The 24,996-nt window shown below is 71.2% G+C and carries 27 protein-coding genes; 14 read left to right on the forward strand and 13 right to left on the reverse strand.

All coding sequences use genetic code 11. The annotated features are described in order from the left end of the window. Positions 1–59 precede the first annotated feature (59 nt). The 8 genes from IH68_RS0128510 to IH68_RS0128545 all read left to right on the forward strand — a co-directional run bounded on the left by IH68_RS0128510 (position 60) and on the right by IH68_RS0128545 (position 6,468). On the forward strand, positions 60–320 hold the full coding sequence (locus tag IH68_RS0128510) for a thiamine-binding protein (RefSeq protein ID WP_037885278.1): 261 nt from the start codon (positions 60–62) through the stop codon (positions 318–320). Continuing rightward, a complete protein-coding gene (locus IH68_RS0128515; RefSeq protein ID WP_030940519.1) occupies positions 317–685 on the forward strand; it encodes a helix-turn-helix domain-containing protein in 369 nt (122 codons plus the stop codon). Before IH68_RS0128510 ends, IH68_RS0128515 begins: the two co-directional genes overlap by 4 nt. 141 nt (positions 686–826) lie before the next feature. Continuing rightward, the gene (gene uraD / locus IH68_RS0128520) at positions 827–1,339 is read left to right on the forward strand and encodes a 2-oxo-4-hydroxy-4-carboxy-5-ureidoimidazoline decarboxylase (RefSeq protein ID WP_030940521.1); all 513 of its coding nucleotides are present in this window, start codon (positions 827–829) and stop codon (positions 1,337–1,339) included. A 4-nt stretch (positions 1,340–1,343) separates the two neighbouring features. After that, positions 1,344–1,733 (forward strand): hydroxyisourate hydrolase, encoded by a 390-nt coding sequence (gene uraH / locus IH68_RS0128525; protein ID WP_030940524.1) that lies wholly within the window; start codon positions 1,344–1,346, stop codon positions 1,731–1,733. A 5-nt stretch (positions 1,734–1,738) separates the two neighbouring features. Further along, complete coding sequence (pucL, locus tag IH68_RS0128530; RefSeq protein ID WP_030940526.1) at positions 1,739–2,662, forward strand: factor-independent urate hydroxylase; 924 nt, start codon at positions 1,739–1,741, stop codon at positions 2,660–2,662. A gap of 129 nt (positions 2,663–2,791) precedes the next feature. Further along, positions 2,792–4,171 (forward strand): 8-oxoguanine deaminase, encoded by a 1,380-nt coding sequence (locus IH68_RS0128535; RefSeq protein WP_030940529.1) that lies wholly within the window; start codon positions 2,792–2,794, stop codon positions 4,169–4,171. A gap of 245 nt (positions 4,172–4,416) precedes the next feature. Continuing rightward, the gene (locus IH68_RS0128540; RefSeq protein ID WP_030940532.1) at positions 4,417–5,784 is read left to right on the forward strand and encodes a nucleobase:cation symporter-2 family protein; all 1,368 of its coding nucleotides are present in this window, start codon (positions 4,417–4,419) and stop codon (positions 5,782–5,784) included. 63 nt (positions 5,785–5,847) lie between these two features. Further along, positions 5,848–6,468, forward strand: a complete 621-nt coding sequence (locus tag IH68_RS0128545) for a TMEM175 family protein (RefSeq protein WP_037885281.1) — start codon at positions 5,848–5,850, stop codon at positions 6,466–6,468. Here the strand turns inward: IH68_RS0128545 and IH68_RS0128550 are convergent. Both IH68_RS0128550 and IH68_RS0128555 read right to left on the reverse strand, forming a co-directional pair. After that, positions 6,422–7,036, reverse strand: coding sequence for a 3'-5' exoribonuclease domain-containing protein (locus tag IH68_RS0128550; RefSeq protein WP_030940537.1), 615 nt, complete (start codon positions 7,034–7,036; stop codon positions 6,422–6,424). The two genes, IH68_RS0128545 and IH68_RS0128550, sit on opposite strands and share 47 nt — an antisense overlap. A 44-nt stretch (positions 7,037–7,080) precedes the next feature. Further along, positions 7,081–7,878, reverse strand: coding sequence for a helix-turn-helix domain-containing protein (locus IH68_RS0128555; RefSeq protein WP_030940539.1), 798 nt, complete (start codon positions 7,876–7,878; stop codon positions 7,081–7,083). Between the two features lie 96 nt (positions 7,879–7,974). On the opposite strand from IH68_RS0128555, the gene IH68_RS0128560 reads away from it, so the two are divergent. Then, complete coding sequence (locus tag IH68_RS0128560; protein ID WP_030940541.1) at positions 7,975–8,829, forward strand: NAD(P)H-binding protein; 855 nt, start codon at positions 7,975–7,977, stop codon at positions 8,827–8,829. Between the two features lie 12 nt (positions 8,830–8,841). Here IH68_RS0128560 and IH68_RS0128565 read toward each other — a convergent pair whose 3' ends face one another. From IH68_RS0128565 to IH68_RS0128585, 5 genes are all read right to left on the reverse strand, one after another. Next, on the reverse strand, positions 8,842–9,264 hold the full coding sequence (locus tag IH68_RS0128565) for an acyl-CoA thioesterase (protein ID WP_030940544.1): 423 nt from the start codon (positions 9,262–9,264) through the stop codon (positions 8,842–8,844). A 78-nt stretch (positions 9,265–9,342) separates the two neighbouring features. Next, on the reverse strand, positions 9,343–9,978 hold the full coding sequence (locus IH68_RS0128570; protein ID WP_030940547.1) for a hypothetical protein: 636 nt from the start codon (positions 9,976–9,978) through the stop codon (positions 9,343–9,345). Positions 9,979–10,071: 93 nt separating this feature from the next. Further along, positions 10,072–10,671, reverse strand: coding sequence for a histidine phosphatase family protein (locus tag IH68_RS0128575; protein WP_030940549.1), 600 nt, complete (start codon positions 10,669–10,671; stop codon positions 10,072–10,074). Between the two features lie 187 nt (positions 10,672–10,858). After that, complete coding sequence (locus IH68_RS0128580; protein WP_030940551.1) at positions 10,859–12,016, reverse strand: EstA family serine hydrolase; 1,158 nt, start codon at positions 12,014–12,016, stop codon at positions 10,859–10,861. Between the two features lie 67 nt (positions 12,017–12,083). Next, positions 12,084–13,292 carry a pyridoxal phosphate-dependent aminotransferase gene (locus tag IH68_RS0128585; RefSeq protein ID WP_030940553.1) on the reverse strand — a complete coding sequence of 403 codons (1,209 nt, stop codon included), beginning with the start codon at positions 13,290–13,292 and terminating at the stop codon, positions 12,084–12,086. 87 nt (positions 13,293–13,379) lie between these two features. Here IH68_RS0128585 and IH68_RS0128590 point away from each other — a divergent pair, with 87 nt between their 5' ends. Beyond that, positions 13,380–14,006, forward strand: coding sequence for a winged helix-turn-helix transcriptional regulator (locus IH68_RS0128590; protein ID WP_030940555.1), 627 nt, complete (start codon positions 13,380–13,382; stop codon positions 14,004–14,006). A 42-nt stretch (positions 14,007–14,048) separates the two neighbouring features. Here IH68_RS0128590 and IH68_RS0128595 read toward each other — a convergent pair whose 3' ends face one another. Genes IH68_RS0128595 through IH68_RS0128605 form a run of 3 tightly spaced genes read right to left on the reverse strand, consistent with a single transcriptional unit; the run spans position 14,049 to position 17,688 of the window. Beyond that, positions 14,049–14,858: a hypothetical protein gene (locus IH68_RS0128595; protein WP_030940557.1), complete on the reverse strand. Its 810-nt coding sequence runs from the start codon at positions 14,856–14,858 to the stop codon at positions 14,049–14,051. Further along, a complete protein-coding gene (locus IH68_RS0128600) occupies positions 14,858–16,132 on the reverse strand; it encodes a VWA domain-containing protein (RefSeq protein ID WP_030940560.1) in 1,275 nt (424 codons plus the stop codon). Before IH68_RS0128600 ends, IH68_RS0128595 begins: the two co-directional genes overlap by 1 nt. A 44-nt stretch (positions 16,133–16,176) precedes the next feature. Next, positions 16,177–17,688, reverse strand: a complete 1,512-nt coding sequence (locus tag IH68_RS0128605) for an IucA/IucC family protein (protein WP_030940563.1) — start codon at positions 17,686–17,688, stop codon at positions 16,177–16,179. A gap of 564 nt (positions 17,689–18,252) precedes the next feature. Between IH68_RS0128605 and IH68_RS0128610 the strand changes: the two genes are divergently transcribed. The 3 genes from IH68_RS0128610 to IH68_RS0128620 are packed head-to-tail and all read left to right on the forward strand — an operon-like array spanning position 18,253 to position 20,977. Further along, the gene (locus IH68_RS0128610; RefSeq protein ID WP_078912637.1) at positions 18,253–19,749 is read left to right on the forward strand and encodes an IucA/IucC family protein; all 1,497 of its coding nucleotides are present in this window, start codon (positions 18,253–18,255) and stop codon (positions 19,747–19,749) included. Positions 19,750–19,775: 26 nt separating this feature from the next. Then, positions 19,776–20,690, forward strand: coding sequence for a HipA family kinase (locus IH68_RS0128615; protein WP_030940567.1), 915 nt, complete (start codon positions 19,776–19,778; stop codon positions 20,688–20,690). A 5-nt stretch (positions 20,691–20,695) separates the two neighbouring features. Further along, on the forward strand, positions 20,696–20,977 hold the full coding sequence (locus IH68_RS0128620; RefSeq protein WP_199931934.1) for a SelT/SelW/SelH family protein: 282 nt from the start codon (positions 20,696–20,698) through the stop codon (positions 20,975–20,977). A 1-nt stretch (position 20,978) separates the two neighbouring features. On the opposite strand, the gene aceB is transcribed toward IH68_RS0128620, so the two are convergent. Together aceB and IH68_RS0128630 are read right to left on the reverse strand one after the other, a co-directional pair. Continuing rightward, entirely contained in the window at positions 20,979–22,604 is a 1,626-nt protein-coding gene (aceB, locus tag IH68_RS0128625; protein WP_030940569.1) for a malate synthase A, read from the reverse strand. Between the two features lie 195 nt (positions 22,605–22,799). Beyond that, on the reverse strand, positions 22,800–23,399 hold the full coding sequence (locus tag IH68_RS0128630; protein WP_030940570.1) for a nucleotidyltransferase family protein: 600 nt from the start codon (positions 23,397–23,399) through the stop codon (positions 22,800–22,802). 213 nt (positions 23,400–23,612) lie between these two features. Between IH68_RS0128630 and IH68_RS0128635 the strand changes: the two genes are divergently transcribed. Then, positions 23,613–23,897 carry a DUF5955 family protein gene (locus IH68_RS0128635; RefSeq protein ID WP_030940572.1) on the forward strand — a complete coding sequence of 95 codons (285 nt, stop codon included), beginning with the start codon at positions 23,613–23,615 and terminating at the stop codon, positions 23,895–23,897. 187 nt (positions 23,898–24,084) lie between these two features. Here IH68_RS0128635 and IH68_RS0128640 read toward each other — a convergent pair whose 3' ends face one another. Then, on the reverse strand, positions 24,085–24,879 hold the full coding sequence (locus IH68_RS0128640; protein WP_030940573.1) for an IclR family transcriptional regulator: 795 nt from the start codon (positions 24,877–24,879) through the stop codon (positions 24,085–24,087). Positions 24,880–24,996: the final 117 nt, after the last annotated feature.

A 24,996-nucleotide genomic window follows, 5' to 3' on the forward strand; every position in this document is an offset into this window, starting at 1 on the left:
CGGACGAACCGGCTCGGCGCAGTGAATCTGTCGGCCTGCGGTGGTGCTCTGGGGGCACAGTGCGATTGAGAGTGGAGTTCACGACCGAGCCCTTCGACCTCGACGAGGCGCCCGCGCACGCGGTGGTCGCCCGCCAGGTCATCGAGGCTGCCGAGCTGGACGAGGTGGACGTCGGCCCGTTCGGCAACACGGCGGAGGGTGCCGCCGACGCCGTGCTGACCGCCGTGGAGGCGCTGCTCCGCCAGACGCTCCAGGCCGGTGCCACCCGGGTCTCGCTGCAGGTCAACGTCGTCGGCGCGGGCGAGGGGGACGCGGAGTGACCGGCACCGGGGACGAGCCGTTCATCACGGCCGTGAAACCACTGGTCGACGCCATGGGAGGCGAGCTGCTCCCGCCCGACGAGGCCGGGCCCGACGACGTCGTGCTCGCCTGGGAGGGCGCCGACGTGGTCGCCGTGCGCCTGCCCCAGCTGGCCGACTCCCTCGACCACATCCTCGCCGCGATGGAGCGCAAACAGGGCAAGCCCCTGGCCGACCTGGACCGCAAGGCCAAGCAGGAGGTCGTACGGATACTCGAGGCGCGCGGCGCCTTCTCGGTACGGCACGGCGTGGAGACCGTCGCGGGCGCGCTCGGCGTCAGCCGGTTCACGGTCTACAACTACCTGAACCGGGAGAAGGAGGGCTGAGGCAGCCTCCGGAGGGTCGCCGCCCGGACGGGTTTGTTACCCCGAATTTTCAACAAAGTGTTGACGTGGTGTTGTGTGGGGGCGTTAGCTAACGGCAGCCAGTTCAGCACGAAGGCCGTTCTCGCGGCCACGGAGGCACCCGTGACGTCGACTTCCACGCCCCCGGGCCTGGCCCGGTTCAACGTACTGGAGGAGCACGCGGCCTTCGCCGTCCTCCACGAGGCGTGTGCCTCCACCACCTGGGCGCGGCGGCTGCTCGCCGCCCGCCCGTACGCCACCGCCGACGACCTCTTCGCCGCCAGTGACGCCGCCATGGCCGACCTGGGCGCCGAGGACCTGGCCGAGGCGATGGCCGGACACCCGCCGATCGGCCGCCCCAAGCCGGGGGACCCCACCTCGGCCCGGGAGCAGCGCGGCATGGCCGGCGCGTCCGAGGAACTCCAGTCGGAGATGCTCGAACTGAACCTGGCCTACCAGGACAGGTTCGGCCATGTCTTCCTCATCTGCGCCACCGGCCGGACCGGCGAGCAGATGCGGGACGCGGTCAAGGAGCGGATCGGCAACTCGCCGGAGCAGGAGCGGGAGATCGTCCGCACCGAGCTGGGCAAGATCAACCGCATCCGACTGGCCCGACTCGTCGAAGAGGAAGCCTGACACCATGAGCACCAGCACCACCGCCTCCGTGTCCACGCACATTCTGGACACCAGCATCGGCCGCCCCGCCGAGGGCGTCGCCATCGAGCTCTCCGCCCGCAGTGGGCGGGACGCCTCGTGGCAGGCGCTCGGCGGTTCCGCGACCGACGCGGACGGACGGTGCAAGGACCTGCCGGCGCTGCCGGAAGGGACGACCCACGTACGGCTCGACTTCGCGGTGGAGCCGTACTTCGAGAAGAAGCAAGCCGATGCGCAGCAGGACGCCCCCGCGAATCGGGACAGCGGTGCGTTTTTTCCAGAGGTAGCGATCACCTTCGCCGTCAAGCCCGGCGAGCACTACCACGTACCGCTGCTGCTCAACCCGTTCGGCTACTCCGTTTACCGAGGGAGCTAGCAGACATGCCCACGATCCTGGGACAGAACCAGTACGGCAAGGCCGAGAACCGAGTCGTAAAGATCACGCGGGACGGCGCCACCCACCACATCAAGGACCTGAACGTGTCCGTCGCGCTGAGCGGCGACATGGACGAGGTCCACTACTCCGGCTCCAACGCCAACGTGCTGCCGACCGACACCACCAAGAACACGGTGTACGCGTTCGCCAAGGAGCACGGCATCGAGTCGGCCGAGCAGTTCGGCATCCACCTGGCCAGGCACTTCGTGACCAGCCAGGAGCCCATCCAGACGGCCCGGATCCGAATCGAGGAGTACGCCTGGGAGCGGATCGCCGCGTCCGACGCCAACTCCCAGTTCATCGGCGCGGACGAGGTCAAGCACTCCTTCGTCCGCAAGGGCCAGGAGACCCGGCTGACCCAGATCACCTACGACGGCTCGTCGTGGGAGGTCGTCTCCGGTCTCAAGGACCTGACGGTGATGAACTCGACCAACTCCGAGTTCTGGGGCTACGTCAAGGACAAGTACACGACGCTGCAGGAGGCGTACGACCGCATCCTGGCCACGTCGGTCTCGGCCCGCTGGCGGTTCAACTGGACCGACGACGAGCAGCGGATGCCCAACTGGGAGAAGTCCTACGAGCAGACCAGGAAGCACATGCTCCAGGCCTTCGCCGAGACGTACTCGCTCTCGCTGCAGCAGACCCTCTACCAAATGGGTTCGCGGATCATCAACAACCGCAGCGAGATCGACGAGGTCCGCTTCTCGCTGCCGAACAAGCACCACTTCCTGGTCGATCTGGAGCCCTTCGGGCTGAAGAACGACAACGAGGTGTACTTCGCCGCCGACCGCCCCTACGGCCTGATCGAGGCGACGATCCTGCGGGACGGCTGCGAGCCGAAGATCCCGGTGGACCTCACCAACCTCTGAGCACCTTCCGGGCAGCTCGATATTCGGCACCCGTGACCGGGGAACCCGCCTCCCCGGTCACGGCACTCAAAACTCCTAGGGTCCTGCCGTGCCCTCTCCACAAAGTCCACTGAGCGAAAAGGACGAATCATGGCAGCAGCCCAGCGCATCGTCATCGAGAACTGTTCGATCGCAACGGTCGACGCCAACGACACCGAGTACGCCAACGGCTACGTCGTCATCGCCGGCAACCGCATCGAGGCGCTCGGCGCGGGCAAGGCCCCCGAGGGCCTGGAGAACGTCGTACGCCGTATCGACGCCTCCGGCCATCTGGTGACCCCCGGCCTGGTCAACACCCACCACCACTTCTACCAGTGGATCACCCGGGGCCTGGCGACCGACCACAACCTGTTCAACTGGCTGGTCGCCCTGTATCCGACCTGGGCGCGCATCGACGAGCAGATGTGCTACTCGGCGGCCCAGGGTTCCCTGGGAATGATGGCCCGCGGTGGCGTGACCACCGCCATGGACCACCACTACGTCTTCCCGAAGGACTCCGGCGACCTGTCCGGCGCCATCATCCGCGCCGCCCGCGAGATGGGCGTCCGCTTCACCCTCGCCCGCGGCTCCATGGACCGCAGCGAGAAGGACGGCGGCCTGCCCCCGGACTTCGCCGTCGAGACCCTCGAAGGTGCCCTCGCCGCCACCGAGGCGACCGTCAAGGAGCACCACGACGCCTCCTTCGACGCGATGACCCAGGTGGCCGTCGCGCCCTGCTCGCCCTTCTCCGTCTCCACCGAACTCCTGCGTGAGGGTGCCCAGTTGGCCCGCCGTCTCGGTGTGCGCCTGCACACCCACGGCTCGGAGACCGTCGAGGAGGAGCAGTTCTGCAAGGAGCTGTTCGGCATGGGCCCGACCGACTACTTCGAGTCCACCGGCTGGCTCGGCGAGGACGTGTGGATGGCGCACTGCGTCCACATGAACGACTCCGACATCGCCGCCTTCGCCCGTACGAAGACCGGTGTCGCCCACTGCCCGTCCTCCAACGCCCGCCTCGCGGCCGGTATCGCGCGGGTCCCCGACATGCTGGCGGCCGGCGTCCCGGTCGGCCTCGGCGTCGACGGTACGGCGTCCAACGAGTCCGGCGAGCTGCACACCGAGCTGCGCAACGCCCTGCTCATCAACCGTCTCGGCGCCCACCGCGAGGCCGCCCTGAACGCCCGCCAGGCGCTGCGCCTGGGCACCTACGGCGGCGCCCAGGTCCTCGGCCGCAGCGCCGAGATCGGCTCCCTGGAGGCCGGCAAGCTGGCCGACCTGGTGCTGTGGAAGCTGGACACCATCGCCCACGCCTCCATCGCCGACCCGGTCACCGCGCTGGTCTTCGGCGCGGCCGCCCCGGTCACCGCCTCCTTCGTGAACGGCCGGCAGATCGTCGAGGCGGGCCGCCTGCTGCATGTCGACGAGGACGCCATCGCCCGCTCCACACGGGCCGAGGCCCAGCGCCTGGCGCAGATCACCGCGCAGGCCTGAGCGGTCGAAGATCTCCGGTCGAGGGGGACGGCCCTCGACCGGTAGCCGTGGACCCCAGGTGGTTCCATGGCGGCCGTCTCCGGGGCGCGCATCGACGTGCGCGCCCCGGAACGGTCACCGTCAGGCACCCCCGGTCCCTCCCCCACTCTCGAATTCGCTCGAGCGGGAGGTGCCCCCATGACCGCGCACCACCTCCAAGAAACCCACGTCAGAGCCGACGTGTTAGCTGACCCGGAGGAACCGCCGTGACCGCCCACCCCGTCGACGAAAAACTCCCCGCACTCAAAATGGCCACCACCGGCCTCCAGCACGTGGCCGCCATGTACGCGGGGGTCGTCGCCCCGCCCCTGATCGTCGGCGCGGCCATCGGCCTGACCGGCAGCGAACTCACCTTTCTCACCGGTGCCTGCCTCTTCACCGCGGGCCTCGCCACCTTCCTGCAGACCCTCGGCATCTGGAAGATCGGCGCCCGGCTGCCCTTCGTCAACGGCGTCACCTTCGCCGGTGTCGCCCCCATGACCGCGGTGGTCGCCTCCACCAAGGACAAGTCCGACGCCCTGCCGATCATCTTCGGCGCGGTCATCGTCGCCGGGCTGCTCGGCTTCATCGCCGCCCCCTTCTTCAGCAAGGCGGTCCGCTTCTTCCCACCGGTCGTCACCGGCACGGTCATCACGCTCATAGGCGTGTCCCTGCTGCCGGTCGCCTTCGGCTGGGCGCAGGGGCCCGTCCCCACCGCCGACGACTACGGCTCCACGACCAACCTCGGCCTGGCAGCCGCAACGCTCCTGATCGTGCTGGTGCTGCGCCGCTTCACCCGCGGCTTCGTCAAACAGATCGCCGTGCTGCTCGGCCTGGTCGCCGGCACGCTGCTTGCGATCCCCCTCGGTGCCACGGACTTCGGGCCCGTCACCGACGCAGCCGTCATCGGCTTCCCCACCCCGTTCCACTTCGGGGCGCCCCGGTTCCAGCTCGCCGCGATCCTCTCCCTGTGCGTGGTGATGGTGGTCTCGATGACCGAATCGACCGCGGACATGCTGGCGTTGGGCGAGATCGTCGAACGCCCGGCGGACGAGAAAACCATCGCCGCGGGCCTGCGCGCCGACACCCTCGGCTCGGCGCTCAGCCCCCTGTTCAACGGCTTCATGTGCAGCGCCTTCGCCCAGAACATCGGCCTGGTCGCGATGACGAGGATCCGCAGCCGCTACGTCGTCGCCACCGGCGGCGGCTTCCTGGTCCTGATGGGCCTGTGCCCGATGGCCGCCTCACTCATCGCCGTCGTACCGCGCCCGGTCCTCGGCGGCGCGGGCGTGGTCCTGTTCGGCTCGGTCGCGGCCAGCGGCATCCAGACCCTCGTCAAGGCCGGCCTGGACAAGGACAACAACGTCCTGATCGTCGCCGTGTCGCTGGCCGTCGGCATGATCCCGATCACCGCGCCGGACTTCTACCACGCCTTCCCGCAGACCGCGAAGATCGTCCTCGACTCGGGCATCTCCACGGGCTGCGTGGCGGCGGTGCTGCTGAACCTGGTCTTCAACCACCTCGGCAGGAACCGTGACGACCAGGACGTCACCCATCCCATGGAGGCCGGCGAGCAGATCGCCGCCGCCCACTGATCCGCTGCGGCGGGGCACGGTTTTGGCCGTGCCCCGCGCCGGCGATGGGGCAGGCTGTCTCCCATGAATGAGTCCGGTCGCGTCGAGGCCTTCAGCGACGGCGTGTTCGCCATCGCCATCACCCTGCTCATCCTGGAGATCAAGGTCCCCGAGGTCGGCGAACACGGCGGTCTGTGGCATGCACTGGGCGCCCAGTGGCCCTCGTACGCCGCCTACGTCGTGAGCTTCCTGGTCATCGGCATCATGTGGATCAACCACCACCAGCTGTTCAGCTACGTCGCCCGCGTCGACCGCACGCTGATGTTCCTGAACCTGCTGGTCCTGATGGTGGTGGCCGCGGTGCCGTGGCCGACCGCGATGCTCGCCGAGTATCTGCGCGAGGACGCGGCCTCGCATGTGGCGGCGGCCGTCTACAGCCTGGTCATGGTCCTGATGGCGCTCACCTTCCAGGCTCTGTGGTGGCATCTGACCCGCACCGGTCACCTCTTCGACTCCCGTGTCGACCTCCCGGCGGCCAGAGCCACCCGCGCCCGCTTCGCCCTGGGTTCCCTGGGATACCCGGTCACGGTGGGTCTCGCCTTCGTCTCGGCTCCGCTGACCCTGGCGGCCCACGGCCTGCTCGCCCTGTACTACGGCTTCAACCAGGTACCGGTGCCGACCCGGCAGGACCCGGCCAGTTCATGAGGTTGGCGAGCAGCTCGGCCTGCTCGATCGCGTCGTCCAGAGCATGGTGCGTATGCCGCCGCCGGGACAGTAGGTGGCGAGGCATCGTGCCCTTGGCCACTGCCCGCAGCGGCAGCCCCGCCTTCGTCGCATACAGCGTCTTCATGTCCAGGCAGCCCGAGTGCCCGAAGGGGCTCGCCCCGGTGAAGCGGATCAGGTACCAGTACAGGAACGTCCAGTCGTACGAGGCCGGGTAGCCGCACATCACGGGCTGCGCGCCCGCGCTCACCTCGCGCACCCAGTCGCTGAACTCGCCCAGCGCGACGGCAGGTTCGGCGCCTTCGCTCTTCAGGCGCTCCCGGTCGAGCCCGCTGACCGAAAGCGCCTCCGGGACGAACTCCTCGCTGATCGGACGCAGTTCGCGGTAGAAGGTCTGCAGCTGCGGGTCGACAGCCGTGAACCCGTCGGCTTCCTGTGTCCCCGCCACCGACGCGCCGAAGCTCAGCATCGAGTACGGGCCGGGGATGGGGCCGTCCGCCTCGATGTCGAGGGAGATGTAGCGGCTGGGTCTGATACGTCGTGCGGCCATGAGGGTGGAGCATCGCAGGTGGGCGGGGTTGCCCGCATCCGAATTCAGCCCCGGCGGAATGCCTGGCACGGCGTCGCGTCCGGCAGTCGGCCGGTGAAGTACGAGCGCGGCGGTACGCCCATCAGGGTGCGGAAGTCGGTCGTCATGTGAGACTGGTCGTAGTAACCGATGGCGGCCGCCAGTTCGGCCCACGGGCAGGTGGCGGCGAAGTCCAGTACCGTGCGCACCCGGTTGATACGGGCGTAGTGCTTGGGGGAGAGGCCGACGCCCTCGGCGAACAGGTTGCGCAACTGCCGCTCGCTGACGGCGAGTTCGCGCGCCACGTCGCCCACCGGGGCGGGGGTGCGACCGGTGCGGACCGACATCGCGTCGACGCCGGCGCGCACCAGCTCGGTGCGCGAACGGTCCGCGGCGGCCGCGAGCCACTCGGGAAGCACCTCAGCGAGGTGGTCCAGGGCCTCCTCGGGCTCCAACTTCCGCAATACATCGGCCAGTTGGCGAGCCGACGAAGTCGGAAGCTCGTCCAATCGCACCGCACGGCCGACGAGGTCGACGGCCGGGATGCCGAGCAGAGGACGGACGGTTCCCGGCGCGAGCCGCAGCTCCACGCAGGACGTGCGAGGCTTGCCCCGGTGGTAGGAGGCACGGGCGCGCGGGCCCACGACCAGGACGCTGCGGGTGCCGTGTTCCCCGGTGCGGACGACCACCTTGGTGGCGGCCTCGGGGAGACGGATGAAGGGCTCCGTCGGCACGTCGCCGACGGTCACGAACCCGATGCCCGCGATCCACGGGCGCAGCACCTCGGGAGTGGGCAGGACCTCTCGGGACACGATGTTCGTCACCCCTCCACCGTAGGCGCGCCGCACGGCCGTCCGGGCCCCGCAACCGTGCCGGATTTTCCAAGAGTTCCGGGCCGACCGCAGCCCACCGTGGTGGACATGATCCTTGTGACGGGTGCCACGGGCACCATCGGCAGTGAAGTCGTACGACAGCTCGCGGCACGCGGCGAGAAGGTCCGCGCCCTGACCCGGGAGCCGGCGCAGGCGCAGGTGCCGTCTGGAGTGGAGACCGCGCCGGGCCACCACCGCGACCGGGTCTCGGTGGAGGCCGCGATGGCGGGTGCGGAAGCCGCCTTCCTGGTGGGGGTGTTCGGGCCGGACGACGCCGAGCACGACCGCGGGCTGGTGGAGGCGGCGCGGGCCGCGGGTGTACGGCGCATCGTGAAGCTCTCCTCGATCGGCACCGGCGACCCCGACCTGGGAGTGTTCGCGACCTGGCACATGCCCGGCGAGCAGGCCGTACGGGACAGCGGCCTGCAGTGGACGGTCCTGCGCCCCTCCTCCTTCGCCTCCAACACCCTGACCTGGGCCGCGGCCGTCCGCGAGGGCACTGCCGCGCCGAACATGATGGGCGACGGCAAGCAGGGTGTCGTGGACCCGCGGGACGTGGCCGAGATCGCCGTGGCCGCACTGCTCGACCTCGGCCACGCGGGACGCACGTACACCCTGACCGGCCCCGAGACCCTCAGCGCCCACGAGCAGGCCACCGTCCTCGGTGAGGTGCTCGGCCGCCCGGTGCCGCTCCACGACCTCTCGCCCGCCGAACGCCGCGAACAGGCGCTCGCGGCCGGTCTGGGCGAGACGTACGCGGACAGCCTCATGGCCGCCGCCCGGTTCATCGAGGACGGCGGCAACGACATCGTCACCGAGGACGTACGGGAGGTCCTGGGGCGGCGGGCGCGGACCTACCGGGAGTGGGCCGAGGACCACAAGGGGGCGTTTGGGGAGGCCTGAGACGAGGGGGCGTCACAGCCCGAACAGCGCCGGGTCCGCGGAGAGTTCCTTGAAGAACTCCCGCGGGTTCGGCACCAGCCGTCGCTGCTTCAGGTCCATCAGGCCGACGACCGCGGTGACCTCCGCCGCCACCGTGCCGTCGGCCTTCCGTATCGTCTGCTCGATGTGGAAGGTCTTGCCGCCGCCCCACTCGAAGGCGCAGGTCACCTCGACCTCGTCGCCTGCGACCAGCTCACGCCTGAAGCGCAGGGTGGTCTCCAGGGCCGCCGGGCCCACACCCTTGGCCACCAGCTTCGCCTGGGTCACACCGGCCGCATGCAGTAACGACCAGCGGGCGTGCTCCGCGTAGTTCAGGTACACGGCCTGGTTGAGGTGCCCCAGTACATCGGTCTCGTACCCGCGCACGGTCACCGGGACGGAAAACGGTTCGGTCACTTGCTTTCTCTCCTTGAACAGCTCGCAGTACAGCTCGCACTGATGGACGATGTGACCGACCGATCTTGGCATGCCCGGCTATGCGCGGCGGGGCGACGCCAGCACATAACGCGCCCTGGAACGGGGGTCGTTGTGCTCGCCGACCTGCCATCCCGCCGCCTCCAGCGTGGCCGCGCACTCCCGCAGCGCCCCCGGATCCGGCTCGTGCACGGCGACGGCCTCCGGCTGCGGGGTGGCGCGCACCCGGTACCCGACCATGTCCGCACCAGCGGGACGGCGACCGGCCGCCTCCAGGGCGAGCGCGGCGGCCTGCACCAGATGCGTACGCTCCCAGCCGCACGGCCGGTCCATGGCCCCGTCCGGATTCGTCATGCGACGCAACTCCAGCAACCCCTCCCAGGCGCTGCGTACCTCGCGCTCGCGGGCGGGACCGGCCTGCGGCGGCTCCTCCTCGCCGCCGACGCGCGCGGCGAACACACCGGTGGCGGCGGGCTTGGGCTCGGGGCCCGGCTCAGGTGTCCCCGGCTCCTCGGTCTCCCGTATCCGATGCCCGGCGGGCGTCAGAAAGTGGTCGTGCGGGGGCCGCGGATGCCGGAAGGCGAACCCCCACTTCACCAGTGCCGCCAGCTGCGCCTCCGTACCCCGCAGCCGCCCGGTCACCGGATCGGCGGCATCGATCACACGCCGCTGAGCGGCGGTCGGCGGTCGTGTCACGGCATGCTCCTTCCCGTCGCCGGGCCCCCTCTCCCACCTCCTCCGAGGCTACGACGAGGGTCTGACAACGCCGGTGCGGCCGGTGACCGGCGCTCACGCCCCGGGCCGCACGTTCCAGCCGGCGATCACCGGCCGCCCGTGCTCCGTCCCCAGCCGGCACACGGTCCCCGTGGCCAGCTGGAACAGGGCCCCGCCCGAGGGCGGCAGCCCAAGCCGACGGGCCGTGAGCACCCGTAGAAAATGACCGTGCGCCACGAGGACCACACAGCCCTCCGTGTTGGCGAGGGCCGCGTCCACCTTGGCCAGCATGCGGTCCGCGCGCTCGCCGACCTGCTCGGGGGTCTCCCCGGGGTGGTCCGGCGGCCCGGGCTCCACCCCGTCCCGGAACAGGAACCAGTCCGGCCGGGTGCGCTGGATCTCGACGGTCGTGATCCCCTCGTAGCCGCCGTAGTCCCACTCCCGCAGATCCGGGTCGAGCCGCACGTCCCGCAGGCCGATCAGCTCCGCCGTCTCCCGTGCCCGCTGCAGTGGACTGGCGAACGCGGCCCCGATCCGGTGCGAGCGGATCAGCGGCACCAGCTGCCGGGCCTCCGCGCGGCCGCGCTCGGTCAGCGGCACGTCCGTCCAGCCGGTGTGCCGCCCGGACCGCGACCACTCGGTCTCACCGTGCCGGACGAGAAACACGTCACTCATGCCCGCACCCTTCCCGCTCGGCTCCACCGGACACGGCCGTCCAGGCCTTGCAGCCTGGTCACATCCCCGGCCGGGCGCACGACGCCCGGCACGCACGCTCCCCACGCTCGAACAACCTCGCGAGGGGGCCCATGACGCCGCGCGCTCATCCGGCCGGGGATGTGACACAGGCTCTACCGGCACCGTGTCACACGCCCGAGGCCGCCCGCAGTACGGCATCGGCCAGACGGCCGTTCTCGGGGGACGCGCCGACGCCCGAGGGGAAGGCGAAGCGGCGCCGTGTGTAGGCGTAGGCCACCCCGCTCGCCGGGTCGGCGAAGGCGAGCGAGCCCGTGGCGCCGCTGTGTCCGAAGGAGTCCTCGCCGAGGAGCGGATAGCGGCCGGCCAGGTACTCGAAGCCCACCGCGAAGTGGTCGTCGCCGCCGGTCACCAGGTCGGGGCCGGGCGTCCGCAGCCCGCCGAACAGGGCCGCCGTCTCGCGGGTGAGCAGGGGCGCCCTGCCGTCCACCGTGCTGATCGCGGCCGCGTACATCCCGGCCACCCCGCGCGCGTTGCCCACACCGCCCGAGGAGGCCGGGCCGAGGGCCCGCGTCCGGCGGTCGTTCGCGAAGGAGAGCAGGTCGGTGGGCTCGGGGGCGTTCAGGTTGAAGGCGATGTACCGGATGCTCCCGGGGGCGGCCGCCCGGGCCGCCAGCGCGGCGGCCTCCTCGGGAGTGGGAAGGAGCGGCTGCACCTCCAGCCACCGAGGCTCCAGCGCCTCGGGCTGGCCGAGGTGGAAGTCGAGGCCGTAGGGCGCCCGGACGCGCTCCTCGTACAGCTCCTGGATCGACTTCCCGGTGGCCCGGCGCACCACCTCGCCGGTGAGCGCACCGATGACGAGCCCGTGGTAGCCGTATCCGCTCTCCGGGTCCCACAGCGGCTTCTGCCCGGCGAGGCGTGCCGCCATGAGCCGGTCGTCGGCCAACTCCTCGGTGCTGAAACCGCCGTCGGGGATGCCGACCAGCCCGGCCCGGTGCTCCAGCAGCTCGCGCAGCGTCAGCCGTTCCTTGCCCTCCACCCCGAACTCGGGCCAGTACGCGGCCACTTCACGGTCCAGATCCAGTACGCCGTCCTGCACCAGCAGCGCGACGACCAGATGCGCCGCGCCCTTGGTGATGGAGAACAGGCTGGTCAGCGAGGACCCGTCGATCCCCTCCCCGGCCCACAGGTCCACCACCCGCCGCCCGTGGTGGTACGCCACCAGCTGTGCGCCGGGCTCGTGCCGCTCCCCGGCGAGGAAGGCTGCGAACTCCTCGAGCACGCCCTCGAATCCCTCGGACACCGTTCCCTGTACGTCGTGCGACATGCAAAGCCCCCTGTTCGGTGATCGGATACGGAATCCACCAACAGAGGGCCTCGGCACGGCATTCCCGCTACTGCCGGTATCCGCTCAGGAACCGTCCGATCCGCCCGATCGCCGCCTCCAGATCGTCCGCGTAGGGAAGCGTCAAGATGCGGAAGTGGTCCGGTGTCGGCCAGTTGAAGCCGGTGCCCTGCACCACCTGGATCTTCTCCCGGAGCAGCAGGTCCAGGACGAACTTCTCGTCGTCGTGGATCCTGTGCACCTTGGGGTCGATGCGCGGGAACGCGTACAGCGCGCCCTTCGGTTTCACACAGGACACGCCCGGGATCTCGTTCAGCTTCTCCCAGGCCACGTTGCGCTGCTCGTACAACCGCCCACCGGAGGTGGTCAGTTCGCGGATCGACTGGCGGCCGCCGAGCGCGGCCTGGATGGCGTACTGGGCGGGCGCGTTGGCGCACAGCCGCATGGAGGCCAGCATCGTCAGGCCCTCCAGGTAGTTGCGCGCGTGCTGCTTCGGGCCGGTCACCACCAGCCAGCCCGAGCGGAATCCGGCCACCCGGTACGTCTTCGACAGGCCGCAGAAGGTGAGGACCACCAGGTCGGGGGCGAGCGCCGCGGCCGAGTGGTGCACGGCGTCGTCGTAGAGGATCTGGTCGTAGATCTCGTCGGCGAAGACCATCAGCCCGTGGCGGCGGGCGAGGTCGAGGATGCCCTCGATGATCTCCTTGGGGTAGACCGCGCCAGTGGGATTGTTCGGGTTGATGATGACGACGGCCTTGGTGCGGTCGGTGATCTTCGAGGCCATGTCGTCCAGGTCCGGGTACCAGTCGGCCTGTTCGTCGCAGAGGTAGTGGACGGCCTTGCCGCCGGCGAGGGTCGTCACCGCGGTCCAGAGGGGGAAGTCCGGGGCGGGGATGAGGATTTCGTCGCCGTCCTCGACCAGTGCCTGTACGGCCATCGAGACCAGCTCGGAGACGCCGTTGCCGAGGAAGACGTCGTCGACGTCGACTGCCAGGCCCAGGGTCTGGTAGCGCTGGGCGACCGCGCGGCGGGCGGAGAGGATGCCGCGGGAGTCCGTGTAGCCGTGCGCCTGCGGGAGCATCCGGATCATGTCCTGGAGGATCTCCTCCGGCGCCTCGAAGCCGAACACCGCGGGGTTGCCGGTGTTCAGGCGCAGCACACTGTGGCCCGCCTCCTCCAGTGCGTTGGCGTGCTCGATCACCGGGCCGCGGATCTCGTAACAGACCTCGCTGAGCTTGTTCGACTGCCGGAACTCCATGCTCGCTCGCCCCTCCGCTTTCGTGTGTTGCTTGGTTTTACCAAGTTCGAGCTTGGAAAGTCCAACAACATGTCTAGACTGCGTCGCATGTCACGACGCCGAAGCTACGACCAGTACTGTTCCGCCGCCCGCGCCCTCGATCTCGTCGGCGACCGCTGGACCCTGCTGATCGTCCGCGAGCTCCTGGCGGGCCCGCGCCGCTACACGGACCTGCACGCGGATCTGCCGGGCGTCAGCACAGACGTACTCGCCTCACGGCTGAAGGACATGGAACGCGACGGGCTCAGCACTCGCCGCCGGCTGCCCCCGCCCGGCGCGGCATACGTCTACGAACTCACCTCACGGGGGCGGGAGTTGCTGCCCGTGCTGCAGGCGCTGAGCGTGTGGGGCCAGGAAGAGCTGGGGGAGCGGCGGCCCACGGACGCCCTGCGCGCCCACTGGTTCGCGCTGCCGTTGCTGCGCTCGCTGGAGGGCGAGGGGCTCGTCGAGGTCCGGCTGGAGGAGGGGGACTTCCATCTGTACGTCGGTGCCGAGGACGGGCCGTTGTACGGCGACGGGCCCGCCCCCGGGGAACCCGACGCGCGGCTGGCCTTGGACGCGGAGACAGGTGGGGCCCTCGCACGCGGGGAGCTGAGCCTGGCCGACGCGGTGCGGCAGGGGCGGGTCACCGTCACCGGCGACGGCACCCTGGCGAAGGGGCTGCGCGAGGTCTGAGACGGCAGAAGGCCCGCTCGGGGCGGGCCTTCTGCTGGGGTGTCAGGCGCCCGGCGGCACCCGAGAGGGCCGTCCCGGACCGCGCGTCAGCGCATACCCGCCGACGCCGGCGAGCGCGGCCAGCATGCCGCCGATCGCGGTCCACACCCACCGGTCCGACCACCAGCCGGATGCCCAGCCGTCCTCGGGCTCGATGCTCGACAGCACGGCGGACTTGGACGAATCCCCGTCTTCCGCCTCGGACTTGGAGGTCACCGCGATCCCCGGTACCAGCGGCTTCGCCAGCGAGCCGTCCACCGCCGCCGAGCCGCCGACGTCCTTGGAGCCGACCCGGACCGAGGCGCGGATCGGCTGGCCGAGGTCGGCCGGCGCCAGGTTCACCACCGTCAGCCGTATGTAGTACGTCCCCGGCAGCGGGTCATCGGCCCACGGCTCCGACCAGGCGCGCACGGTACGCAGGGTGCAGGCCAGGTCGACCCTGGCCGTGCCCTGGGCCGCGGTGCGGGTCTGCGCCCCGTACTGGCAGGCCTGGCGGCGCCGCAGTCCGTCGTACACGTCGATCTGCCAGGTCTGCGCGGCATGCGTGGCCGGCAGCTTCACCGTCGCCTCGACGGTGGGGCGCTGACCGGCGTCCGCGGGGAACGACCAGTACAGGTAGTCGCCCGTGGAGCCGACCGCCGTGGCCTGCTGCCCCTGCTCGAACTCGGTCGCCGTACGGAAGGACGTACCCGCCGAGGTCGGCGCCGAGCTGCCGTCGGAGGCACTGGGCGAGGGCGAGGAGTCGGCCGCCGCGGGAGCGGCCGCCAGCCCCAGCGTCAGCAGGGCCGCGCTCAACACATGTGTGATCCGCATCAGTTGGTCCTCCAGACCGCGACCCGCCAGCGCGACAGCCAGCCCCAGATCAGACCGGCCAGGAAACCGACCAGCACCAGTACGCCGAGCAGCCACCAACCGCGGCCGAGGCCGAAGGAGGCCACGTCGCCCGAGTGGGACGGGCCGTCGACCACGTCCACGGTCAGCTCCAGCGGCAGACCGGGCGTGGTCTTCACACCGGAGGCCGCCGAGAAGGAGTTGGTGACCTGAAGGCACACGGTCTCCGCGGCGGGCTTGTCGCTGTCGTCGTCGTCCCGTTCGGGCTTCGGATAGCGCAGGCCGGTGGAGATGACGTCCGTGCGCCCGTTGCCCGCGGCCTCCCCGCGCACGATCTCGCGGCCGTGCACGGTGACGGCCCGCAGCAGAGCCCCGTAGTCCGGACCGACGGCCCGGTCGGCCGCCACACTCACCGAGGCGCGCAGCTCCTGGCCCGCCATGACCTCCACGCGGTACCAGCGCTCCTGCCCGAACTCCTCGCGGTCGGTGAACAGGCCCGACTTCAGGGTCGGCGCGTCCGTGCACTGCGCGGCGCCCTCGGTGGCGACCGGCGTCACCACCGGGTCGGCCGCCCGGTCCACCAACTGGTTGACCTTGTCGGTGAGTTCGTCGGTGTGCTCGACCGAGGTGTAGGTGCCGCCGGTCGCCTCGGCGATGCAGCTGAGCTGCTTGTTCAGCTTGGTGTTCGGGACCAGGCCGAGGGTGTCGATGGTCATCCCGATGCCCTTGGCGGCGATCTCGCGGGCCACCTCGCACGGGTCGAGGGGGGCGCAGGTGTCCTCGCCGTCGGTGATCAGCACGATCCGCTTGGAGCCGTCGCCGGCCTGCAGGTCGCCGGCCGCCTTCAGGAGGGCCGGGCCGATCGGGGTCCAGCCGGTGGGCGAGAGCGTCGCGACCGCCGTCTTCGCCTCGGTCCGGTCCAGCGTGCTGACCGGGTAGAGCTGCGCGGTGTCCTTGCAGCCCGTCTGCCGGTCGTTGCCCGGGTAGTTGGCGCCGAGCGTGCGGATGCCGAGCTGGACCTCCTCGGGCGTCGCGTCGAGGACCTCGTTGAACGCCTGCTTCGCCGCGGCCATCCGGGTCCCGCCGTCGATGTCCCGGGTCCGCATGGAACCACTGACGTCGAGGACGAGATCGACCTTCGCGGTGGCCTCGCCCGTGGGTTCGCCGGCGGTCGCCGCGGCCGGGAAAGCAATCCCGGCCGCCAGGGCGGCGAGCAGGGCGCACACCCCTGCCGCCAGCCGTTGTCTTCTGATCATCGGCGGATCTTATTGATCAGAGGTGCCGCGCTCCAAAACGAGCGTCAGCGGGCCTGCGGGCGCAGGGGATTGGGCAGCTCGGCCCACTGGTCGCCGGGCGTCCCCGGTGACATCCGCATCAGTGTCAGAGCCTTCGCGGGCAGCGGTTCTTCGAGCAGCGCGAGCAGGTCGGGGGTGTGCGGCAGATCCCGTACGGCCGTCTCCAGCGCCGTTCCGAGCACCGGCGCCGAACCCGCCGTACCGGCGAGGGCGCCCGCCACCAGCGACCCGAACAGCTTGCGCCGCAGCGTCGTCACGTCGTCCGTGACGATCCGTCCGGCCAGGTCCGGGACCGGGATGCCGTGCCGGGCCAGCCGCGCCGGGCTGACGCGGATGTCGGCGAGGTCGCGGTAGACCAGCCGCAGCGGGGCACCCGTCGCCGAGAGGACGACGAGGAGGTTCTGGCCGTGCGCCTCAAGAGCCACACCCAGCTCCAGCAGGCGCAGGCCGACGGTGAGGGTGAGGCGGGTGAAGTCGGCGAGCCAGGCGGGGGATTCGGGCAGCGCGGTGGTGGCGAGCGCGGCCACCGGCACGACCCGCTCGCCGCGGGCCGTCGAGGCGTACGTCTGCGGCGACTCCCGCACCACGGCGGCGAGGTCCGCGGACTCGGCCGCGGCCGCACCCCAGGTGCGTGTGACGTGCAGGAGGCCGTCGGAGCGCGCGGCCAGTGACTCCGCGAACGCCGACAACGTCGCCGACAGCGCGATCGAGTAGAGCGAGATGTCCCGCACCGAGGACGTCAGCCGGGCACTCAGGGCCGTCTTGACATGTGGACCGCCGGGCACCGCGAGCGTGCGCAGGGACATCAGCGGATGCGCGGTGAGCCGCTCGTCGCAGGTCCGCTTCAGCACATGCGCCGCCTGCCACGGGTGCACCGGCAGCAACAGCCGTTCCCCGTCCCGCATGTCGTCCGGCCACACCCCCGTCACCAGGCACTCGTCGACCCGGACCGGCAGCATCCCCAGCTCGACCCGCGGCCGGTGCTCCGGCCCGTAGGCCAGCTGCTCGGCCACCGAGAAGCCGGGCCGGGAACGGCAGCCCGGATGGAAGGGATGCCCGTCGACCACCCGCTGCTCCCACTCCCAGTCCTGCGCGGGCCACTCGTCCGTGGGGCGCTCCTGATCGGCCCGCGACAGCGCCAACGATGCCACGCTGTGCCCGAGTTCGGCCGCGAAGTCCACGCAGTGCGGCACGGCGAGGTCGGTCATCAGCTGCGCCGGATGGTCGTACGCCACGCTGTCCAGATGTACGGCGGTGACGTAGGCGGCGGTGGCGTACGGATCCGCGGCCGGCCCGTGCAGCCGGCGCCCGTCGCGAAGGCGCAGGGTCAGGCCCTCCCGGTCCCGGTCCCGGCCGGTGATCCACGGCAGTGGCTCATGGGCGAGCGCCCGCCACAGCCGGGTCAGCACGGCCGCCCGGGCACCGGGCAGCTCGGCCGCGTACCGTGACTCAAGCGCGGGGCGTACGGCGGCCAGCTCGTCGGCGACGTCGGCCTCCGCCGGGTGGGGACGGTGCACGGGCGGGCTCCTCGGGTACGAGTAGGGCGTCACGGACGGGAGGTGACGGCATACATACTGATCGTCTCCGCCCGAACGGACCTCAGGGAACGAGTGGATCGCGTGGATCTCATCCCCCCGCACACCTGTGACGACCCCGCCCGCAGTGCCGACGCATACGCGGCCGCACCGCTCCTCAACTGTCTGCTGCGCGAGGTCGCAGAGCCGGTCACGGAACCTGGTGCCCCCCGCCCGTCCGGGCTGTCCGGCGCGACTGCCGGGGCTGACGGTGCGCCCGCGCGATCCGGCTCCGAGGCGGAGGCCTGCGGTGCGCCCGCACGATCCGGCTCCGAGGCGGGGGGCTGCGGTGCGTCTGGGCGGTCCGGCTCCGAAGCGGGGGGCTGCGGTGGGTCCGGGCGATGTGGTTGCGTGGCGGGGGTCTGCGGTGCGTCTGGGCGGTGTGGTTGCGAGGCGGGGGCCGATGGTGCGCCCGCGCGATCCGGCTCCGAGGCGGGGGGCTGCGGTGCGTCTGGGCGGTCCGGCTCCGAAGCGGGGGGCTGCGGTGGGTCCGGGCGATGTGGTTGCGTGGCTGGGGTCTGCGGTGCGTCTGGGCGGTGTGGTTGCGAGGCGGGGGCCGATGGTGCGGCCGCGCGGTCCGGCTCCGAGACGGGAGCCTGCGGTGCGTCCGGGCCGTCCGGCTCGGACACCCGCGCACTTCGCACCTACCGTCTGCGCGGCAGCGGCCGCCTGCTGCGGGTGCGCGGGGAGCGGCGGCCCGCCGACCCCGAGGTCTTCGCCGCCGGCCACTGGCACCACATCGGGCACACCGAACTCGTCAAGCTCGTCGCCGAGGAGCTGCGCCGTCACACGGGCCTGTCGAACCACGAACTCCCCGCCGAGATGATCGACAGCCGGGACGCCGTGGCCGCACTGCTGGCCGCCCGAGCCGGGGCGACGGCGCCCGAGGACCCGTACCAGCGCTCCGAGCAGTCCCTGATCACGGGCCATCCCTACCACCCGGCCCCCAAGGCACGCGGCGGCGGCCCGGTCGCCGGCTGGCTGCCGTACGCCCCCGAGGCCCACGCCCGCTTCCCGCTGGTGCTGCTCGGCGTGCGCGAGGACCTGGTCGTCGAGGAGGGCGACACCGCGGCGCTGGACGCCCTCGGCGAGGCCCCGCCCGGCTACCGCCTGCTGCCCGCCCACCCCTGGCAGCTCGACCTCCTGGACCTCGAGCCCGCCTTCGCCGACGGCCGCCTGATCCGGCTGGGGACGACCGGCTTCGAGGCCTGGCCGACGGCCGCGATCCGCACCCTCCACGTCCCCGGGCGTGACCTCTTCCTGAAGTTCAGCCTCGACGTCCGCATCACCAACGACATCCGGCGGCTGTGGCGCCACGACCTGCTGAAGCTCCGCCGGACGGACGCGGCGGCGGCCGCCGCCCTCGCCGCAACGGACGGCCCGGCGGCCTGGCTCGGCGACCGCGGCTACCGCACCGCCGACTTCGCCTTCGAGGAACTCGCCGTCCTGGTCCGCGACGGACTGCGCCCCCATCTGCTGCCCGGCGCGACCCCGCTGCTCGCCGCGGGCCTGGTGGAGGGCTTCGCGGGCAGCCCGCTCGACGGGACCTCCGACCCGGAGGCCTGGTGGGAGGCGTACCTGAGGGTCGTCGTGCCTCCGGCCCTGGCCGCCTTCGCCGACCACGGCGTCGTACTCGAAGCCCACCTGCAGAACACGCTGGTCGCCGTCGACACGGACGGCACCCCGGTACAGGCGCTGTTCCGGGACGCCGAGGGCGTGAAGCTGCTGCCGGACGTCTCGCGCGCGGCCGGCTGGGAACGGCTGGTCTACTGCCTGGTCGTCAACCACCTCGCGGAGGTCGCCGCCGCCCTGGCCGAACGCCACCCCGGCCTCGACCCCTGGCCCGCCGCACGCCGCGCACTCGCCCGCCACGACCTCCCCGAGACCGCCGCCCTGCTCACCGCACCGACTCTCCCCGGCAAGACGAACCTGCTGCTGCGCTGGACGGGCGCGGACGGCGCGGACGCCCGCTACCTGCCGCTGCCGAATCCGCTGGCCGGGTGAGGGCCGACCTACATACCCTGGCGGGTGTGCTGCGCGATGTGACTGCTGTTCGATACGTGACCCCGTTGCGGTCCGGCGGCTCCGTACCCGGAGTCGTCGAGGCCGATGACCTGGGGACGTACGTGGTGAAGTTCACCGGGTCCGCGCAGGGCCGCAAGGCGCTGGTCGCCGAGGTGATCGTGGGCGAGCTGGCCCGCGCGCTCGGGCTGCGCTTCCCCGAGCTGGTCCTTGTGCACTTCGACCCGGCGATCGCCGACGGCGAGCCCCACCAGGAGGTGCGGGAGCTCCACAGCGCCAGCGCGGGCATCAACCTCGGCATGGACTACCTGCCGGGCGCGAGGGACTTCACCCCGGAGGTCGCGAAGTCGTTCCCGGTCGATGCCCTGGAGGCGGGCCGGATCGTCTGGCTCGACGCGCTGACCGTGAACGTGGACCGCACGGTCCACAGCTCGAACCTGATGGTCTGGCCGACGCTCGGGATCGCGCCCCCGCGCCTGTGGCTGATCGACCACGGGGCGGCCCTCGTCTTCCACCACCGCTGGGACAGCTCGGACCCCACCAAGGCGTACGACTTCCGGCATCACGCCCTCGGCCACTACGCCCCCGACGTGCGGGCGGCCGACGCGGAGCTGGCGCCGAAGGTCACGCGGGAGCTGCTGCGGGACATCGCCGCGGAGGTCCCCGACGCCTGGCTGGCCGGGGAGGAGGGCTTCGCGACCCCGGACGACATCCGGGCCGCGTACGTGGACTACCTCCACGCGCGCGTGGAGGCCTCCGCGGCCTGGCTCCCCACCGACTTCCCCACCCGGGAGGAACTCGCCGCCGAGGAGGCCCTGCGGACGGCGCGCACACAGGAAGGCCGCCCGAAGTGGCTGAAGCGGGTCCCCGACCTGCACGGCAAACCGGCGGCGGAACAGGATTGGTCGGTGCACCTCGGATGAACCGCGTGGGACAGGTAGTACAGATCGAGTACTGCACCCAGTGCCGCTGGCTGCCCCGCGCGGCCTGGCTGGCACAGGAGCTGCTCACCACCTTCGAGGCGGAGCTGACCGAGCTGTCGCTCAAGCCCGGAACCGGCGGTGTCTTCGTGGTGCGGGTCAACGACGAGGTGGTCTGGGACCGCCGCGAACAGGGCTTCCCGGAGCCGACGGCCGTGAAGCAGGCCGTACGCGACCGAGTGGCCCCGGGAAGGTCCCTGGGCCACTCGGACAAGGCGTCTCAGGAGTAGGTCAGCCCTTGAGCTGCTCGTACGCGGGCAGCGTGAGGAAGTCCGCGTAGTTGTCGTCCAGGGAGACCTGCAGCAGCAGGTCGTGGGCCTGCTGCCAGTGACCGGCCGCGAAGGCCTCCTCGCCGATCTCCTGGCGGATGTTGGAGAGCTCCTCGGCGGCGACCTTGCGGGCCAGCTCCGGGGTGGCCTTCTCGCCGTTCTCGAACTCGACGCCCGCGTTGATCCACTGCCAGATCTGCGAGCGGGAGATCTCGGCGGTCGCCGCGTCCTCCATGAGGTTGAAGATGGCGACCGCGCCGAGACCGCGCAGCCAGGCCTCGATGTAACGGATGCCGACCTGTACGGCGTTGACCAGGCCGTTGTACGTCGGCCTGGCGTCCAGCGAGTCGACGGCGATCAGGTCGGCGGCCTCGACGTGGACGTCCTCGCGCAGACGGTCCTTCTGGTTGGGCTTGTCGCCGAGCACCCTGTCGAAGGACTCCATGGCGATCGGGACCAGGTCCGGGTGCGCGACCCAGGAGCCGTCGAAGCCGTCGCCCGCCTCGCGGTCCTTGTCGGCGCGGACCTTCTCGAACGCGACCTTGTTGACCTCGGCGTCCCGGCGGGACGGGATGAAGGCCGCCATGCCGCCGATCGCGTGCGCCCCGCGCTTGTGGCAGGTGCGGACGAGGAGTTCGGTGTACGCCCGCATGAACGGCGCCGTCATCGTCACCGCGTTGCGGTCCGGCAGGACGAACTTGGCTCCGCCGTCACGGAAGTTCTTGACGATCGAGAACAGGTAGTCCCAGCGGCCCGCGTTCAACCCCGAGGCGTGGTCGCGGAGTTCGTAGAGGATCTCCTCCATCTCGTACGCGGCCGTGATCGTCTCGATCAGAACGGTGGCGCGGATGGTGCCCTGGGGGATGCCGACGTAGTCCTGCGCGAAGACGAACACCTCGTTCCACAGGCGGGCTTCGAGGTGGGACTCCGTCTTCGGGAGGTAGAAGTAGGGGCCCTTGCCGAGGTCGAGCAGCCGCTGGGCGTTGTGGAAGAAGTACAGGCCGAAGTCGACGAAGGCGCCCGGGACCTGCTTGCCGTCGGCGTCGACGAGGTGGCGCTCGTTCAGATGCCAGCCGCGCGGGCGCATGACGACCGTCGCCAGCTCCTCGTTCGGGCGCAGGGCGTACGACTTGCCGCTCGCCGGGTCGGTGAAGTCGATGTTGCGGGTGTACGCGTCGGCCAGGTTGACCTGACCGAGGACCACGTTCTCCCAGGTCGGCGCGGAGGCGTCCTCGAAGTCCGCGAGCCAGACCCTGGCGCCCGAGTTGAGGGCGTTGATGGTCATCTTGCGGTCGGTGGGGCCGGTGATCTCCACCCGGCGGTCGTTCAGGGCGGCGGGGGAGGGGGCCACCTTCCAGGAGTCGTCCGCGCGGATGGCGGCCGTCTCCGGGAGGAAGTCGAGCGCGGAGGTGCGGGCGATCTCGGCGCGGCGCTCCGCGCGGCGGGCGAGGAGTTCGTCACGCCGGGGCGTGAACCGCCGGTGCAGCTCGGCCACGAAGGCCAGGGCCGCCTCCGTGAGGACCTCCTCCTGCCGCGGCAGCGGCTCGGCGTCGACGATGGCCAGCGGGGACGGCGCTGGTGCGGACATGAGCTGTCACTTCCTTCAGCGGTGGCACCGGGTGCCAGTCGAACCGGGTACGGCGAGCGGCGCCCCTGGAGCGGTAGGGCGCTTCTGAACAGTGGATACTAGTTTCCTCATTGTGGAAGTTCAATGGTTTGTTGATGTCGAGATTCTCCGGGTCGAGGGAAGGTGGCGCTCAGTGCCACCCTGCTCACTCAAGGTTCACTCAAGGTGGACCAGATCGGCTTCCGTGTCGATGTCGTACGGCTGTGCCACGTCCCCGCACTCGATGAGCGTGATCGCCGGCTCGTGCGCCTTCAGATAGGCGCGGGCCCCGCGCTCCCCGGTCGCGGTCTCGGCGATCTGTGCCCAGTGGGCGCTGCCGAAGAGGACGGGATGGCCGCGTACGCCGTCGTAGGCGGCCGAGGCGAGGGACGTCTCGTCCCGGTACGCGGCCAGTACCCGCCCTGCTGCCTCGGGTCCGATCCCCGGCTGGTCGACGAGCGAGACGAGGGCGGCCCGGGCCCCCGTCCCGGCGAGCGAGTCCAGCCCGGCCCGCAGCGAGGTCCCCATGCCCTGCTCCCACTGCGGGTTCTCCACGAGCACGCACCCCTCCAGTTCCGCCTGCTCCCGTACGGCCTCGGCCCGCGCCCCCAGGACCACGTGGACGCGGGTGCAGCCGGCCGCGAGCAGCACGCCGACGGCGTGCTCGACCAGCGGCCGTCCATGGTGCTGAAGCAGCGCCTTGGGGCGTCCGCCGAGCCGCCGCCCGCCGCCGGCGGCGAGGACCAGCCCGGCCACCTGCTGTTCGTTCTCCGTCATGGGTCCTGCATACCTGACGCCAGGGCGAGTGCCCGGTTTCCGGGGGCTGAATTTCCGTCCGCACAGTGGCGCACCGGGTATCGGGTGGCGTTTACTGACCCGCGTCCCCCGGCGCCCGACCAGCGCCACGGGGCTTTTGCGGGTGCACGAGGAGACTGCGCACGAGGGCGTGCAAGGGGGAGAGCTGTGTTGCGGAGCTTGGGGCAGAGGCCAGTGACCGGCAGCGACGAGGACCCGAGAGTGGCGGAACTGCGGACCGCGGTGTCCCGGCTGCGCCGCGAACTCGCCGCGCACCCCGCCGAGTTCCCCGACCGTGGCATAGCCGAGGACGAACTCGCCGCCCTCGCCGCGATGACGATCGACGGCGCCCCCGAAATCCCCCGCCTGCGCCGGTCCCTGCTGCTGATCGCCGGGGCGATCGGCTCCGTGAGCGCGCTGGCCAGGGGGTTGTCGGACGTACGCAACGCAGTGGACCTGTTCGGGGAACCACCGCGCTGAGTGCTGCGCGGGGTGCCGGATCAGGTGTGCGGCGGCTGCAGGCTGGTGCGGGGTTGCCCTTGGCTGATCAAGTGTCAGCTGCCGCCGGACCGAGGGCGGATGTCTTCATCGCCGGGCCCCGGCCACCCGTCGAACACGACGTGCTGCAAGGGCCCCCGCCGGGGGCCGCGCCGGCGTCGCGGCGCCCTCACGCCGGATTCTGGCTGACCAGTGCCTCCGACAGCTCCGCCGCCACCTGCTGCAGCACCGGCACGATCTTGTCCGTCGCCGCCTCCGTGACCCGGCCCGCGGGTCCCGAGATCGAAATGGCGGCGGCGGTGGGGGAGTTGGGCACGGAGACGGCGAGGCAGCGCACCCCCATCTCCTGCTCGTTGTCGTCGACCGCGTAGCCGTCCCGGCGCACGTCCTCCAGGGCGGCGAGGAAGCCCTCCGGCGTGGTGATCGTCCTGTCCGTCGCGGCGGGCATGCCGGTGCGGGAGAGCAGGGCGCGGACCTCGTCGTCCGGGGTGTTCGCGAGCAGGGCCTTGCCGACGCCCGTGGAGTGCGGGAGGACCCGGCGGCCGACCTCGGTGAACATCCGCATCGAGTGCTTGGACGGCACCTGGGCGACGTAGACGATCTCGTCGCCGTCGAGCAGCGCCATGTTCGCCGTCTCGCCGGTCTCCTCGACCAGGCGGGCCAGATAGGGGCGCGCCCAGGTGCCGAGCAGCCGGGCGGCGGACTCGCCGAGACGGATCAGGCGCGGGCCGAGTGCATACCGGCGGTTGGCCTGCTGGCGGACGTATCCGCAGGCCACGAGTGTGCGCATCAGTCGGTGAATGGTGGGCAGCGGCAGTCCGCTGCTCGCGGAGAGCTCGCTCAGCCCGACCTCGCCGCCCGCGTCCGCCATCCGTTCCAGCAGATCGAAGGCGCGCTCGAGGGACTGGACGCCGCCGCCGTTGGATTTGGCGGCGTCGGTGGTGCTGGCGCTGGACGTCGGCACGGCGCGTTCCTTTCGGGACTGGCGGGAAGGGCAGAAGCCTACCCGCCGGTCGGTTGACTCCCCGCTTGTGCGTAGCTCCGTTCTGCTTGCTGGAATTCTAATTCCGCTTTGTGGAAA

This window comes from Streptomyces sp. NRRL S-646 (assembly GCF_000720765.1).
GTDB lineage: Bacteria > Actinomycetota > Actinomycetes > Streptomycetales > Streptomycetaceae > Streptomyces.